Raw genomic sequence first — 15,172 nt, 5'->3', positions numbered from 1 at the left:
TCCCCAGCTCCGCCGGTCCGCGCCTTTCGCCTTGCCCCCGACCACCCCCCCGCGCTAACTCGGGCGCATGGGAAAACGCGTGATTCCGCCCGGCGGGGGCGACAGGGACGACGGACCGGGCGGCGAAGTGCTGCCGGTCAATCTGCGCGATGCGCTCGAGGAGCGTTATCTCGCCTATGCCCTGTCGACCATCATGCACCGGGCGCTGCCCGACGTGCGCGACGGCCTCAAGCCGGTGCACCGCCGCCTGCTCTATGCGATGCGCGAGCTGCGCCTCGATCCCGGCGCGGCCTTCAAGAAATGCGCCCGCGTCGTCGGCGACGTGATCGGCAAATATCACCCCCACGGCGACGTGGCGGTCTACGACGCCATGGCGCGCCTCGCCCAGGACTTCTCCCAGCGCTATCCGCTGGTCGACGGCCAGGGCAACTTCGGCAACATCGACGGCGACAATCCGGCGGCCATGCGCTACACGGAAGCCCGCCTGACCGACGTCGCCGCGCTGATCCTGGAAGGCCTCGACGAGGATTCCGTCGACTTCCGCGCGACCTATGACGGCTCCGAGGAGGAGCCGACGGTCCTGCCCGGCGCCTTCCCCAATCTGCTCGCCAACGGCTCCAACGGCATCGCCGTGGGCATGGCGACCTCGATCCCGCCGCACAACGCCCACGAGGTCTGTCGCGCCGCGCTGAAGCTGATCGAAGCGCCCGACACCCCGATCGAACAGCTGGTCGAACTGGTGCCCGGTCCGGACTTTCCGACCGGCGGCGTCATCGTCGAGAGCCGCTCGTCGATCCTGGAGAGCTACCGCACCGGCCGCGGCGGTTTCCGCCTGCGTGCCCGTTGGGCGGTCGAGGACCTCGGCCGCGGCACCTGGGTGGTGGTGGTCACCGAGATCCCCTATCAGGTCGCCAAGAGCCGGCTGATCGAGAAGCTCGCCGACCTGATCAACGACCGCAAGGTGCCGCTGCTCGAGGACGTGCGCGACGAGAGCACCCAGGACGTCCGCGTCGTGCTGGTGCCCAAGAGCCGCAACGCCTCGCCCGAGCTGATGATGGAGAGCCTGTTCAAGCTCACCGAGCTCGAATGCCGCATCTCGCTCAACATGAACGTGCTGTCGCAGGGCGTGATCCCCAACGTCCTCGGTCTCAAGGACGTTCTCGTCCAGTGGCTCGACCACCAGAAGACCGTGCTGGTGCGCCGCTCGGAGCATCGTCTGGCGGCGATCGTCAAGCGCCTGGAAATCCTCGGCGGCCTGCTCGTCGCCTATCTCAACATCGACGAAGTGATCCACATCATCCGGACCGAGGACGAGCCCAAGCCGTTCATGATGGCGCGTTTCGCCATCACCGACGTGCAGGCCCAGGCGATCCTCGACATGCGGCTGAAGAACCTGCGCAAGCTCGAGGAATTCGAGATCCGCAAGGAGCACGACGCGCTGACCGCCGAAGCCGAGCAGATCCGCGCGCTGCTCGCCTCCGAGGAGCGTCAGTGGAAGATCGTCGCCGCCTCGATCCGCCGGGTCGCCGCCAAATACGGTCCCGAGACGCCGCTGGGCAAACGCCGCACCTCCTTCGCCGATGCCCCCGAGCACGACACCGCCGACATCATGGAGGCGATGATCGAGCGCGAACCGATCACCGTGGTGGTCTCCGACAAGGGCTGGGTGCGCACGCTGAAGGGCCACATCGACGACTTCTCGCGGCTCGAGTTCAAACAGGGCGACAAGCTGCGGATCGCCTTCAAGGCCGAAACCACCGACAAGCTGCTGGTGTTTTCCACCGGCGGCCGCTTCTACACGCTGGAGGCCTCGAAATTGCCGGGCGGCCGCGGCCAGGGCGAGCCGATCCGTCTGCAGTGCGACATGGACCAGGACCAGGACGTCCTCGACGTCTTCGTCCATGCGCCCACCCGCCGCCTGCTGGTCGCCGGCAAGGACGGCCGCGGCTTCGTCGTCGCCGAGAGCGACATGGTCGCCCAGACCCGCAAGGGCAAACAGGTGCTGAACCTCGGGGCGGCCGACGAGGCGCGCATCTGCGTCGAGGTGCCCGACGGCGCCACCCACGTCGCGGTGATCGGCGACAACCGCAAGCTGCTGGTGTTCCCGCTCGACCAGGTGCCGGTGATGACCCGCGGGTCCGGCGTGCGCCTGCAGCGCTATCGCGACGGCGGCATCGCCGCGGTCAAGTGCTTCGTCGGGGCGACCGGCCTGACCTGGACCGGCAGCGCCGGCCGCTCCTTCACCCGCAGCCTCGCGGAACTGAAGGACTGGCTCGGCAACCGCGGCGACGCCGGCCGCCTGCCGCCCGCCGGCTTCCCCAAGACCAACCGCTTCGACAACGCGTGATGGCAGCGCCCGGCCGGTGAGCGACGGACGCGGGTGCCCGCGTGCCGCAACGGCACGATCGGGTCTCGCCCGCTTCACCATATCGGTGGATGAACGACACGATCTCGTCATCTACGACGCCCGTCTCGGTTGCGCGTGGGATTGCGGACCGATAGCTTGACGTCCGGTGATGTCCGGATCCGCCGGATGCGACGATACCGCGGGGGGCGGTGCGTCGCTGGCGTACGGCGGGTTTGTCCGGGGGGATGGGATCGATGGCGTCATTCGAGATTCTCTCGGGAGATTTCGAGCCCGAGGTGGTTCGCGTCCGCTATTCCGAGGCGGGCCGGGCGCGTCTGCGCCTGACCTCGATCGACGGCGTGGTGGAGGACATCTTCCTGGCCACCGACGTGGTCGGGGCCGCCGCCGCCGGCGAGGGCCGGGTCGGCGAATATCTGGCGAAATGGGCCGAGCGCGACGGTTTCGCGCCGTTCGGCGCAACGTCGGCCCGCCCCGACGGGTCGGATCGGCTGTTCGTCGTGCTGCTGCGCGACGGTCGCAAGTTCGTGGCGCGCGGATCCGGCGAGACCCTGGCCGAGATCAAGGCCGCGGCGCTGCCCGCCGCCCGCCGTGCCGACGTCCTGTCGCAGCGGCCCGCCGGCGGCTTGCCCGGCCCGGCGCTCGCCTCCGCCCTGCCGCGCTTCGTGCCGGGCTTCCTCGCGCGCCTGCTGCCCGGCCGCTGAGCGGCACGGGTTCACAGCGTTCCAGGTCCCTGCGGCGGAGTCACTCGCTCTCCGGCGCGCCCCAGCCGATCGGCCCGAGATGCTGCTGCGGCAGGAAGCGGCGCTTGTAGTCCATCTTGCGCGCGCCCTCGACCCAATAGCCGAGATAGACGTAGGGCAGGCCGCGCTCCTTGGCGCGGCGGACGTGGTCGAGGATCATGAAGGTGCCGAGGCCGCGGGCATCCTCGTCCGGGTCGTAGAACGAATAGACCATCGACAGACCGTCGGCGAGCAGGTCGGTCAGCGCCACCCCGAGCGCCGGCCCGCGTCCGCGCCCGGTGATCCCGGTGTCGGGGCCGCGCCGCCGATATTCGATCACCATCGTGTCGACGTGGGTGTCCTCGATCATCATCGAGAAGTCGAGCACCGACATGTCGGCCATGCCGCCGTCGGCGTGACGGGCGTCGAGATAGCGCCGGAACAGGCCGTATTGCTCGGAGGTCGGGGCGGCCCCCTTGATCGCCCCGACGAGATCGTCGTTGCGCCTCATCACCTTGCGGAAGCCGCGCGTCCAGTCGAACTCGTCGACGACGATGCGCACCGACACGCAGGCCCGGCAGCCGTCGCAGGCCGGGCGATAGGCGATGTTCTGCGACCGGCGGAAGCCACCCTGGGTCAGGATGTCGTTGAGCGCCGGCGCCCCGAGACCGACCAGATGGGTGAACACCTTGCGTTCCTGGCGGGTCGGCAAATAGGGGCATGCCGCCGGAGCGGTCAGGTAGAACAGCGGCGCGTCGAGGGGGTGCTTCGTCATGACCGGTCCCACGTGTGGCCGGGGCGGCAATCGACACCGCCGGCGAGGTCTCCCACGGGCGGCGCACCCCGACGGCGCGCCTCCCGATCCCCAGGATAGTCCGGGACCGCCCTCGTCGCAAAGACGTCGATTGCCGAGAAACCGCGCGTCGTGGCGGATTTCGCGACGGTGGCGCCGCGCCGCGGCGGGCTCACCGCCCGGTCATCGCCAACACCCGGCCGTCGAGCACCACCACGCCGACGATCATGTCCTGGAGCAACTGGCGGCGCACGTTGAACAGGCCGATCAGATGGACCAGCGGCGTCAGGCCGAAGCTCAGGGCATAGAAGATCACCACGTGGAACAGCGCCCGGAGCGCGTCCGGTCGGGCTCCGTCGAGGGTGCGCATCGACAGGCCCATCGCCCGCATGCCGGCGGTCGCCGAACTCGGGCCGGACAGGCCGGAGACGGTGTAGAGCAGGCCGATCACCGGCCACAGCGCCGGATAGACCAGCCACGCCAGCCCGAAGGTCGCGAGCCCCAGGAAGAACACCACGAAGGCCGCGACCAGCCACAGGAGCGACACGGCGATCAGATCGAACAGGAAGGCGAAGCAGCGTCGCGACAACAGACCCTCGAACAGGTCCGGTTCCAGGACGGGATCGAACACCCATCTGATGACGATCTGCTGGGTCGGCTGGCTCATCGCGGCATCCTCGGCTAACGTGAGTCCACAAAATGGGGTGTCGGACCGGAACCGGCAAGGGCGGGCGCGTGCCATGCACGAGCGACGGTTCCCTCGTCGTCTCCGGACGGTTAGTTTGCGCGAGCGGCTCCGAGCGAAGCGACCCTGCCCGAGGGTGGCCGTGAGGCTCCTTCCCGAACGGGACGACGATGACGGATCCCTTCTCGACCGCCCAGTGTGTCGGCTATCTCGCCTTTGCACTCGGCATTTCGGCCTTCCTGCAGAAACGCGACGGCCGCCTCAAGGCCTTCAACTCGGCGCAGAGCTTCGCCTATGCGGTGCATTTCGTGCTGCTCGGCAATCTGCCGGCCGGCTCGACCGCGGCGATCTCCGGCGTGCGTTCCTTCCTGGCGATACGGACCCGCTCGCCGTGGATGGCCCTGGTGCTGGTGCTGGTCAACATCGGCGTCGGCTTCTGGGTCGGCGCTCACGGCGTCGGCTGGATCCCGGTCGCCGCCGGCTCGGTCGCCACCGTGGCGCTGTTCCTGATGCGCGGCATCGCCCTGCGCCTGGCGCTGTTCGGCTGCACCCTGGCCTGGCTCGCCAACAACTGGCTGAGCGGTTCGATCGGCGGCGTCGCGCTGGAGACGATCATCGCCGTGGTCAACGCCGCCACCATGATTCGACTCCGCCGCGACCGCGCCGCCGCGGCCGCCGACGACGCCACCGACCTGCCGCTGTGAGGCGGTCTCAGCTCTGCCGATCCGTCTGCCCCAACCGTTCCACCGTGTAGTCGAGCGCCTCCAGCGCGGCGATGATCTCCTGGGCGTGCGCGCCGTCGCGGGTCTCGAACACCACGTCGAGGCTCGCGCCCTTGGCCGGCACCTTGAGCACCGTGCGGCGGTGTTCGACCTCCAGGATGTTGCCGCCCATCCGGCCGAGCACCGTGGTGATCTCGCCGAGCACCCCCGGGCGGTCGGGAATGATCAGGCGGATCGCCACGATCTTTTCCTCGCGCGCCAGTTCCCGCACCATGATCGACGACAGGATGCGCGGATCGATGTTGCCGCCGCACAGCACCAGCCCGACCTTGCGCCCGCGGAAGCGCTCCGGCGCGGTCATCAGCGCCGCCAACCCCGCCCCGGCGGCGCCCTCGGCCATGGTCTTCTGCAGCGTCAGATAGAAATAGACCGCCCGTTCGATGTCGCTCTCCTCGACCAGGATCAGGTCGTCGAGCAGGCGGCGGGCGATTTCCAGATTGATCAGCCCGACCCGGCGCACCGCGATGCCCTCGGCCAGCGTCGTGCCGCCGGCGACCACCGGCAGGTCGCGCAGCTCCGCCCACATCGCCGGATAGAGCCGGGTCTCGACCCCGACGATCTCGATGCGCGGCGCCAGCGCCTTGGCCGCGGTGGCGATGCCGCCGATCAGACCGCCGCCGCCGACCGGCACCACCATCACCTCGAGGTCGGGTTCGTCCTCGAGCATCTCCAGCGCCATGGTGCCCTGGCCGCGGATCACGTCGAAATCGTCGTACGGATGCACGAAGGTCGCGCCGTCGCGCAGCCGCAGGCGCTCGGCCTCGATCTCGGCCTCCGCCACCGTCTCGCCCGACAGCACCACTTCGGCCCCGAAGCCGCGGGTCGCTGCGACCTTCACGTGCGGCGTGGTCTCCGGCATGACGATGGTCGAGCGGATGCCGAGCCGGGTGGCGTGATAGGCCACCGCCTGGGCGTGGTTGCCCGCCGACATGGCGATCACCCCGCGCGCCCGCGCCGCCGCGTCGAGGCCGAGCAGCTTGACCAGCGCCCCGCGTTCCTTGAAGGCGGCGGTGACCTGGAGGTTCTCGTACTTCACCCACACCCGGGCACCGGTCAGTTGCGACAGCCGCGGCGCCGGCAGGAACGGCGTGCGGATCACCGCGCCGGCGATGAGGCGCGCCGCGTCGCGTACGTCGTCGAGCGTCGGCAGGCGGAGATCGGTGGGCGGCTTCGGCATCGGGGCAGGGGCCTCTCGGGACGGCGCGGGGAAGGCGGGGCGGGTTTCAGCCGGGGGCGCGGCGGCGACGGGTCTTGCGGGCCTCGCGATCGGCCCGTTCGGCGAGGAAGAACAGCGCCAGATAGACCACCACCGACACCGCCTGGACGATCGTCCACGGCCCGGTCCAGCCGAACAGGCCGGCGAAGCCGGTGTGGATGATCATCCGCGCGAAGGTCACCACCAGCCAGGTCGCGGTGCCCCACACCGAGCCGAACCACAGGCCGACCGCCGCCATCGGATCGAGCGCCGCGAAGAAATAGGTGGCGCCGAGCCGCGGCAGGATCGCCCGTTGTTCGACCCCGAACACCGGCGGCACGAGGCCGATCACCGCCGCCCATTCCCACAGGCTCCACACCAGATGGACCACCGCCAGGAGCCGCAGATAGACGTCGTGCATCACCCGCCAGCGTGGACGGCGCTCGGCGGGCGGCGGCTGATGAGGGGCGGCGAGGCTGTCGATCCGCGGCATGGCGCGTGCGGTCTCCGGTTGGTCACCGCGAAGGCGGGAACACGATGTCGCCGCCCGCGGGGATGGTCGTCAAGTGGGCTTCGATCGCCCCCGGCGCGATCTCTTCGAAGGTGGCCGGCTGCCAGTTCGGGCGATTGTCGCGATCGACCAGCACCGAGCGCACGCCTTCGTAGAAGTCGTGGCCCTGGAGGATGTGGCTGACGATGCGGCCGTCGAGTACCAGACAGGCCTCGACGTCGAGATCGCGGGCGACCCGCACCTGGTGCAGCGCCAGCGCCACCGAGGTCGGCGACTTGGTGCGGATCTCCGCGGCGGTGGCGTGCGCCCAGTCGGCGTCCGGCCCGCTCTCGGCGTCGAGCCGCGCGAGGATGGTCGGCGCGTCGTCGCCGGAAAACAGCCGGTCGATGGTCGCCCGGCGGTCGGCGATCGGCGTCTCGCCGGGGATCGGCCCGGTGAAGGCGGTGATCGTCGCCGCCACGTCGTGGGTGGTGGTCAGCGCCGCGGCGAGGTCGCCCATCTGGGCGCTGGCCACGACATGGGTGAGGAGGCCGAGCGCGGCGGCATCGGCGCATTTCACCCGGCCGCCGGTCATCGCCAGATAGATGCCGGTCTCGCCCGGCAGATGCGCCAGCACATGGGCGCCGCCGACGTCGGGGAAGAAGCCGATGGTCACCTCGGGCATGGCGAACAGCGCCTTCTCCGAGCCGACCCGGAACGGCGCGTGCATCGACAAGCCGATGCCGCCGCCCATGCAGATGCCGTCGATCAGCGACACGAAGGGCTTGGGGCAGCGGTGGATGGCGAGGTCGAGTTGATATTCGTCGAAGAAGAACCCGGTCAGGTCCGGCTCGCCGGCCCGACCCATGTCGTGGATGCGGCGGATGTCGCCGCCGGCACAGAAGGCCTTCTCGCTGGTCGAGGTCAGCAGCACCTGGCCGATGTTCGGATCGACGACCCAGGCGTCGAGCTGCGCCTTCATCGCCCGCACCATCGCCCGGTTCAACGCATTCAGCGCCTTCGGTCGATCGAGGATCACCACGCCGGCGCGGCCGCGTCGTTCGAACTTGATCTCGTCGGTGGAGAACTCGCCGCTCATCGCCGCTCCGTTGCCTGTTGGGATGCCGTGGAAAGGGAAGATCGCCGAGGTCGGGGACGTCCGGCGGCCGGGCCCCCGTGCGCGCGACGGCCGGACCGGCGGCCCGAGCATAGCCGTCGCCGTCGCCCGCGGCGAGAGCGTCGCTCGCCGGCACCGGCAGAGCAGATCGGCGCGGCACGCCCGCCGCCCGGTCCGGCGTGACCGGGACGCCGACGCGTGCTAGTCAGGGCCCGCGGGCCGCACGGGGCCGCGCATCGGGACAGCGCCCGAAGGATCGATCGAGATGAGCGAGAAGCATCTGAATGCCGGACGTGCCGCCGCCGACATGGCGGCCATCCTGTCGGGTCGGCGCATGCGCCGCAATCGTCGCACCGACTGGTCGCGCCGCATGGTGCGCGAGACCCGCCTCGGCATCGACGACCTGATCTGGCCGTTGTTCGTCGTCGACGGCGAGAAGCTCGCCCAGCCGGTCGCCTCGATGCCCGGCGTCGAGCGCCTGTCGGTCGATCTCGCGGTGCGCGCCGCCGAACGCGCCGCCACCCTCGGCATTCCGGCCCTGGCGCTGTTTCCCTACACCGACCCCGACCTGCGCGACGAGGGGGCAACGGAAGCGCTGAACCCCGACAATCTGATCTGCCGGGCGGTGCGCGCCATCAAGGCGGAGGTGCCGGAGATCGGCCTGATCACCGACGTCGCCCTCGACCCCTACACCAGCCACGGCCACGACGGCCTGATGAACGGCGACGAGATCGTCAACGACGCCACTGTCGCGTACCTCGTCGCCCAGGCGCTGATCCATGCCGAGGCCGGTGCCGACGTCATCGCGCCGTCCGACATGATGGATGGCCGCATCGGCGCGATCCGCCGCGGCCTCGACGGCGCCGGCTTCCACGCCGTCCAGATCATGGCCTATTCGGCCAAATACGCCTCGGCCTTCTACGGGCCGTTCCGCGACGCGGTCGGCACCAACAAGACCCTGCGCGGCGACAAACGTACCTATCAGATGGATCCCGCCAACTCGGAAGAAGCGATCCGCGAGGCCGCGCTCGACCTTGACGAAGGCGCCGACATGATCATGGTCAAGCCGGGGATGCCCTATCTCGACATCCTCCAGCGCCTCAAGTCGACCTTCGGGGTGCCGACCTTCGCCTATCAGGTGTCCGGCGAATACGCGATGATCCGCGCCGCGGCGCTGAACGGCTGGATCGATGGCGAGCGGGCGATGATCGAGAGCCTGGTCGCCTTCAAGCGGGCCGGCGCCGATGGCGTGCTGACCTATTTCGCGCCGCTGGTCGCCGAACGGCTGAAGGCCGAGGGGTGACGCGGCGGGCGCCCTCGCTCGCCCGGGCGTCGACCCGCCCCGCACCGACGGGGTGGGGGCGGCTCCCCGCCAGCCTCGCGTGCCTCGCCGTCCTCGCCTTCGGTCTTTCGATCCTCGCCGCCTGCGCGGTGATCGATCCCCTCAACCGCGAGACCTGTATTTCGCTGGTGCCGGCGCTGGAAGGCCCCGACGCCCGCGTCACCGTGCTGGCGGTCGCCGAGACGCCGGAGCGCCGCGACAACCTGCGCGTCCGCTACCGCGTCGAAGTGCCGGGCAGCCCCGGGCGGGTCACCGATCTCGTCTGCGCCTTCGGCGACGAGACCGGCAGTGGCGATCGCCGCGCCCTGCTCGGCGTGCGCACCGCCGACGGCGACCTCGGACCGAGCCGCCTCTATTTCCTCAAACGCTTCTGGCTCGGCGACCCCGCGGCGCTCGCCGACTCGGCGACCCGGATCGTCGTCGATCCCGCCGCCGATCCCCACGGCCTGACGACCTTGCCGGCCGACGCCGCCCTGTGGCTCCAGCGCGGCGTCGATGCGCTCGCCCCTTGCGCGCTCTATGCGTTGCTCGGGCTCGCCTGCTCGCTGATCTGGGGCCTCGTCGGCCGCGTCAATTTCGCCTTCGGCGACATCGCCACCCTCGGCGCCTATGGCGCGCTGATCGGCGCCCTGGCGGTCGAGGCGGCGGGATTCGGCGAGGGCGGGGCGATGGTCGCCGGTGGGCTGGTCGTGGCGGTCGCCGTGACCGCCGCCTGGGGCGCGGTGCTCGGCCGCGTGGTGTTCGAGCCGCTGGCGTTCCGCACCACCCGGCCGCTGCTGGTCGCCACCGTCGGCCTGTCGATCGTCCTGCAGGAATTCATCGCCCGCTCGCAAGGCGCGCGCGACCGCTTCCTGCCGCCGATTCTCAACCGCCCGCTGATGGTCGCCGACGGACCCTTCCCGGTGATGGTGACGCCGATGCGCCTGCTGATCGCCGCGCTCGCGACCGTCGCGGTGGTGGCGGTGCTGGGCGTGTGGCCGCGCACCCGCTTCGGCCGGGCGTGGCGGGCGGTCGCCGACGATCGCGCCATGGCCCGCCTGCTCGGCATCGATCCGGCGCGGGTGCTGGTGGTCACCTTCGCGCTCTCCGCGGCGCTGGCCGCCTTGGCCGGGGCGGTGCTGACGCTCGCCTTCGGCGGCACCTCCTTCGCCATGGGCACCCTGCTCGGCCTCAAGGCGGTGGTCGCGGCGGTGGTCGGCGGCATCGGCTCTCTGCCCGGCGGCGCGCTCGGCGGCCTGCTGCTCGGGCTCGGCGAAACCCTGTGGTCCGCGGTGTTCGGCGAAGAGTGGCGCGACGTCGCGGTCCTCGCGGCGCTGGCGGCGGTGCTGATGTTCCGCCCGGCCGGCCTGCTCGGGACCGCCGCGGCGCTCGAGGAACCCGACCTCGACCGCTGACCGGGATTTCCGCGGTCATGCTTTCCGAAGATGCAAGGCGAATGGTTTGCGAGAGATGAATCGCATTCTCGCTTTCATCTTCGGATTATGTTCAGCAAGTTTCTCGGTACGGAGAGTTTACAGAAATTTCATGATGCAATTTAAGGCGATTTTAGAGTCGAGTTCGTATGGTCTACACACGAAAAGGGGCCGAAAGCCCGCGGAAATCCAAGTAGTGTGAGGCGAACAACAATGACCAGCGTCAAGAAGGTGGCAGACTTCAGCCACCGCACCGAGGAGCAGGAGGCCATCCGCCCGCTCTACCTCGAGGCCCTCACGCTCGTCGAGCGACTGCATCGCCGGCTCCTCGACGTGATCAAGGACGAATTCGACCGCGTCGGCCGCGACGACGTCAACTCGGTCCAGGCGCTGTTGCTGTTCAACATCGGCGGTGCCGAACTGACCGCCGGCGAGTTGCGCACCCGCGGCTACTATCTCGGCTCCAACGTCTCCTACAATCTCAAGAAGCTGGTCGAGGGCGGCTACGTCAAGCACGAGCGCTCGCGCATCGATCGCCGCTCGGTCCGCGTGTCGCTGACCGACAAGGGTCGCGAGATCGCGGTGGTGGTCGATCGCCTCTACGATCGTCAGCTGCGCTCGATCGAACAGGTCGGCGGCATCGGCGTCGGCGAGTTCACGGCGATCAACAAGTCGCTGCAGCGCCTGGAGCGCTTCTGGACCGACCAGATCCTCTACCGCCTCTGAGCCGAAGCGCTCCTTCCCTTCCGCAGACCGAATCGAAGCCGGGCCCGTCCCGGCTTCGTGCGCTTCTGGACCGACCAGATCCTCTGGCGCCTCTGAGCCGAAGCGCTCCTTCCCTTCCGCAGACCGAATCGAAGCCGGGCCCCGTCCCGGCTTCGTGCGTTGGGGCAGGAGAATCGGACACCGATTTCCGCGACGCGGGCGTCCTTCCGGTCGCTCCGGGGTCTCGGTCGTCGCCCCCGGCGAGCCCGAAGGGCGAGGGAAGGCGGCCCAGAGGCCACACGGGAAACGCCGAAGGCTCAGCGGCGCACCCCGGGATCCCCTTCCCCTCCGCCGGCAGACCGGCTCCGGCCGGGGATGACCGCCGAGGAGCGGGCGCGTTCGTGAGCGAGAGCCCTTGCGCGGGCCTTCCCCGACGTCGCCCGTTGCCGTTCGGGAACGGTCGCCGCCCCATCGTCGCGCGCTGTCGATCACGCGGGGGTGAGGAGCCAAGGCGACATGAATCGGCCATATTGGGAAGCGTATCGAGAGGGTGAGGAAGCCACGCCGCCCCCGCCGTTCGTTCGTGGGGTGACGGCCGTCCGGCTCGCGCGACCGCCGTTCGATCACCGAACGGACCGCGTCGGCGGCACGCCCGAACGGCGCGTCCGACCCTGATCGCCTGGGAGATATCGACGGTGCACCACCTGCCTGCCAATCGCCGCCCGACCCGGCGCGGCCTTCTCGCCGGAATCGCCGGACTCGTCGTGAGTTCGCATGCCCTGGCCCAGGAAGCCAACCCGATCGACGCCTTCCAGCGCGGCCCCGGCGTGCGCGAGTGGCAGCAGAAGTTCGATTCGGGGGCGTCCACCCGGGTCGCCGACATGAAGGCCGACGCGCCGCTGCTCTCGCCCGACACCGTCGCGGCGATCGAGCAGACCTTGCCGCGGATGCAGGATCTCGTCGCCCGCGGTGGCTGGCCGCGGGTCGAGGCGCCGACCAGTCTCAAGGTCGGCTCCCGCAGCGAGGTCGTCCGCATTCTGCGCGACCGTCTGGCGATGGCCGGCGACATGCCCGCCGACGCCGTCCGCATGGGCAATTCCGACACGTTCGATTCCTACGTCGACGCCGCGGTGCGCCGCTTCCAGATCCGCCACGGCCTGCGGGCCGACGGCGTCGTCGATCAGACGGTGATGGACGTCATGAACGTCCCGGCCGACGTGCGCCTACGCCAGCTCGAGACCAATCTGGTGCGCATCCGCGCCATGTCGGGCTTCCTCGGCGACCGCTACATCTTCCTCAACATCCCGGCCGCCGAGCTCGAGATGGTCGAGGGCGGCCGCGTCGTCGAGCGCCACAATGCGGTGGTCGGCAAGAACGATCGCCAGACCCCGGTGCTGACCTCCAAGGTCCAGGAGATCAACTTCCACCCCTATTGGCACGTGCCGGTCTCGATCATCCGCAAGGATCTGATCCCCAAGATGCAGACCGAGCCGGACTATCTGGCCAAGAACCACATCCGCATCTTCGACGGCCACAACCAGGAGATCCCCGCCGAGTCGATCGACTGGAACGGGGCCCAGGCGATGCAGTACCAGTTCCGGCAGGATCCGGGCGGCGACAACGCCATGTCGACGGTCAAGGTGACCTTTCCCAACTCTTATGACGTCTACATGCACGATACGCCGTTCAAGGATCTGTTCGGCGACAGCAACCGATTCTATTCGTCGGGCTGCATGCGCATCCAGAACATCCGCGGTCTGGTGACCTGGCTGTTGCGCGACACCCCCGGTTGGACGCCCCAGGCGGTCGACGATGCGCTGAACAACGGCGCCCGCCTCGACGCCAAGCTCAAGGTCACGGTGCCGGTCTACACCAACTACATGACCGCGTGGGTGACCCGCGAGGGCATCGTCAACTTCCGCGACGACATCTACAATCGCGACGGCGTCGGCATGCTGGTCGCTCAGGACTGACCCTTTCGAAACCAACCGCTCGGCTCGCTTCCATTGCACGATGATCGACGACCGTCGCTTCTGCGGCGGTCGTGCGCATTTCCGTGTGGGTCGCGCCGCGGGGCGCGCAATCTCCCGCGATTCGTGCTATCCGGCCCCCGCCGAGGCGAGACCTCGGCGGCGCTCCCGTTTGCGCGACCCGTGGTCCTTCCCGCTCCGGCCGGCGGAGGGCCACCGTCGGCTCGGCCGTCCGGCCGTGGCGAACCCTGCGACCCACTCGAGACGAAGAGGTGCCCCATGACCGAAGTTTCCCCCGCCACCCCCTTGTTCCCGGGGTTCTTCAGCCAGGGTCTGGCCGAGAGCGATCCCGCCCTGTTCCGGTCGATCGAGGACGAACTCGCCCGCCAGCAGGGCGAGATCGAGCTGATCGCCTCCGAGAACATCGTCTCCAAGGCGGTGCTCGAGGCCCAGGGCTCGGTGATGACCAACAAATATGCCGAGGGCTACCCGGGCAAGCGCTACTACGGCGGTTGTGAATGGGTCGACGTCGCCGAGACGCTGGCCATCGACCGGGCCAAGCAGCTGTTCGGGGCGACCTATGCCAACGTCCAGCCCCATTCCGGCGCCCAGGCCAATCAGGCGGTGTTCTTCTCCTTCCTGAAGCCCGGCGACACCTTCATGGGCCTCGATCTCGCCTGCGGCGGTCACCTCACCCACGGCTCACCGGTCAACCAGTCGGGCAAGTGGTTCACGCCGGTTCCGTACAAGGTGCGGCCCGACACCCACCTGATCGACATGGACGAGGTCCGCGATCTCGCCCGCGCCCACAAGCCGAAGCTGATCGTCGCCGGCGGCTCGGGCTATCCGCGGGTCATCGACTTCGCCGCCTTCCGGGCGATCGCCGACGAGGTCGGGGCGATGTTCATGGTCGACATGGCGCATTTCGCCGGTCTGGTCGCCGGCGGCGCCCATCCCAATCCGCTCGACCACGCCCATGTGGTGACCACCACCACCCACAAGACGCTGCGCGGCCCCCGCGGCGGCATGGTCCTGTCGCGCGACGCCGACATCGGCAAGAAGATCAATTCGGCGGTGTTCCCCGGCCTCCAGGGCGGTCCCCTGATGCACGTCATCGCCGCCAAGGCGGTGGCCTTCGGCGAGGCGCTGCGTCCGGAGTTCAAGACCTATGCGGCCAATGTCGTGGCCAATGCCCGGGCGATGGCCGAGGCGCTGCTCGAGGAGGGGCTCGACCTCGTCTCCGGCGGCACCGACACCCACCTGATCCTGGTCGACCTGCGCCCCAAGAAGGCCACCGGCAACGTCACCGAGAAGGCGCTGAAGCGCGCCCACATCACCTGCAACAAGAACGGCATTCCGTTCGACCCCGAGAAGCCGATGGTCACCTCGGGCGTCCGCGTCGGCTCGCCGGCCGGCACCACCCGCGGCTTCGGCACCGCCGAGTTCCGCGAGATCGGCAAGATGATCGGCGAAGTGGTCAACGGCATCATGAAGAACGGCGAGGCCGGCGACGGCCAGGTCGAAGCCCGCGTCAAGGAGCAGGCGACGGCACTGTGCCGCCGCTTCCCGATCTACGGCTGATCGGCAGATCGAT

13 protein-coding genes are annotated in these 15,172 nt (G+C 69.5%); 8 read left to right on the top strand and 5 right to left on the bottom strand.

What is annotated here, in order from left to right:
• Positions 1 to 67 precede the first annotated feature (67 nt).
• Together parC and EYW49_RS05625 are read left to right on the top strand one after the other, a co-directional pair.
• Positions 68 to 2,347 carry a DNA topoisomerase IV subunit A gene (gene parC, locus EYW49_RS05630; RefSeq protein ID WP_131307078.1) on the top strand — a complete coding sequence of 760 codons (2,280 nt, stop codon included), beginning with the start codon at positions 68 to 70 and terminating at the stop codon, positions 2,345 to 2,347.
• A gap of 254 nt (positions 2,348 to 2,601) precedes the next feature.
• Complete coding sequence (locus EYW49_RS05625) at positions 2,602 to 3,069, top strand: hypothetical protein (RefSeq protein ID WP_131307076.1); 468 nt, start codon at positions 2,602 to 2,604, stop codon at positions 3,067 to 3,069.
• A gap of 40 nt (positions 3,070 to 3,109) precedes the next feature.
• On the opposite strand, the gene EYW49_RS05620 is transcribed toward EYW49_RS05625, so the two are convergent.
• Together EYW49_RS05620 and EYW49_RS05615 are read right to left on the bottom strand one after the other, a co-directional pair.
• Positions 3,110 to 3,862: an arginyltransferase gene (locus tag EYW49_RS05620; RefSeq protein WP_131307074.1), complete on the bottom strand. Its 753-nt coding sequence runs from the start codon at positions 3,860 to 3,862 to the stop codon at positions 3,110 to 3,112.
• A 190-nt stretch (positions 3,863 to 4,052) separates the two neighbouring features.
• The gene (locus EYW49_RS05615; protein WP_131307072.1) at positions 4,053 to 4,547 is read right to left on the bottom strand and encodes an RDD family protein; all 495 of its coding nucleotides are present in this window, start codon (positions 4,545 to 4,547) and stop codon (positions 4,053 to 4,055) included.
• 188 nt (positions 4,548 to 4,735) lie between these two features.
• On the opposite strand from EYW49_RS05615, the gene EYW49_RS05610 reads away from it, so the two are divergent.
• Positions 4,736 to 5,269: a YgjV family protein gene (locus EYW49_RS05610; protein WP_131307070.1), complete on the top strand. Its 534-nt coding sequence runs from the start codon at positions 4,736 to 4,738 to the stop codon at positions 5,267 to 5,269.
• A gap of 7 nt (positions 5,270 to 5,276) precedes the next feature.
• On the opposite strand, the gene EYW49_RS05605 is transcribed toward EYW49_RS05610, so the two are convergent.
• The 3 genes from EYW49_RS05605 to EYW49_RS05595 are packed head-to-tail and all read right to left on the bottom strand — an operon-like array spanning position 5,277 to position 8,131.
• Complete coding sequence (locus tag EYW49_RS05605) at positions 5,277 to 6,524, bottom strand: threonine ammonia-lyase (RefSeq protein WP_131307068.1); 1,248 nt, start codon at positions 6,522 to 6,524, stop codon at positions 5,277 to 5,279.
• Between the two features lie 46 nt (positions 6,525 to 6,570).
• A complete protein-coding gene (locus tag EYW49_RS05600) occupies positions 6,571 to 7,035 on the bottom strand; it encodes a DUF6163 family protein (protein ID WP_131307066.1) in 465 nt (154 codons plus the stop codon).
• A 22-nt stretch (positions 7,036 to 7,057) separates the two neighbouring features.
• Positions 7,058 to 8,131 (bottom strand): enoyl-CoA hydratase/isomerase family protein, encoded by a 1,074-nt coding sequence (locus EYW49_RS05595; protein WP_131307064.1) that lies wholly within the window; start codon positions 8,129 to 8,131, stop codon positions 7,058 to 7,060.
• A 325-nt stretch (positions 8,132 to 8,456) separates the two neighbouring features.
• Here EYW49_RS05595 and hemB point away from each other — a divergent pair, with 325 nt between their 5' ends.
• From hemB to glyA, 5 genes are all read left to right on the top strand, one after another.
• On the top strand, positions 8,457 to 9,452 hold the full coding sequence (hemB, locus tag EYW49_RS05590) for a porphobilinogen synthase (RefSeq protein ID WP_131307256.1): 996 nt from the start codon (positions 8,457 to 8,459) through the stop codon (positions 9,450 to 9,452).
• On the top strand, positions 9,449 to 10,885 hold the full coding sequence (locus EYW49_RS05585) for a branched-chain amino acid ABC transporter permease (RefSeq protein ID WP_165498137.1): 1,437 nt from the start codon (positions 9,449 to 9,451) through the stop codon (positions 10,883 to 10,885). Before hemB ends, EYW49_RS05585 begins: the two co-directional genes overlap by 4 nt.
• Before the next feature lie 231 nt (positions 10,886 to 11,116).
• Positions 11,117 to 11,629: a transcriptional regulator LdtR gene (ldtR, locus tag EYW49_RS05580; protein WP_131307060.1), complete on the top strand. Its 513-nt coding sequence runs from the start codon at positions 11,117 to 11,119 to the stop codon at positions 11,627 to 11,629.
• 674 nt (positions 11,630 to 12,303) lie between these two features.
• Positions 12,304 to 13,581 (top strand): L,D-transpeptidase family protein, encoded by a 1,278-nt coding sequence (locus EYW49_RS05570; protein ID WP_131307056.1) that lies wholly within the window; start codon positions 12,304 to 12,306, stop codon positions 13,579 to 13,581.
• A gap of 276 nt (positions 13,582 to 13,857) precedes the next feature.
• Complete coding sequence (gene glyA, locus EYW49_RS05565; RefSeq protein WP_131307054.1) at positions 13,858 to 15,159, top strand: serine hydroxymethyltransferase; 1,302 nt, start codon at positions 13,858 to 13,860, stop codon at positions 15,157 to 15,159.
• Positions 15,160 to 15,172: the final 13 nt, after the last annotated feature.

Origin of the sequence: Siculibacillus lacustris (assembly GCF_004328075.1) — a bacterium.
Lineage (GTDB): Bacteria > Pseudomonadota > Alphaproteobacteria > Rhizobiales > Ancalomicrobiaceae > Siculibacillus > Siculibacillus lacustris.
This window is presented reverse-complemented; position numbering and strand designations above follow the sequence as displayed.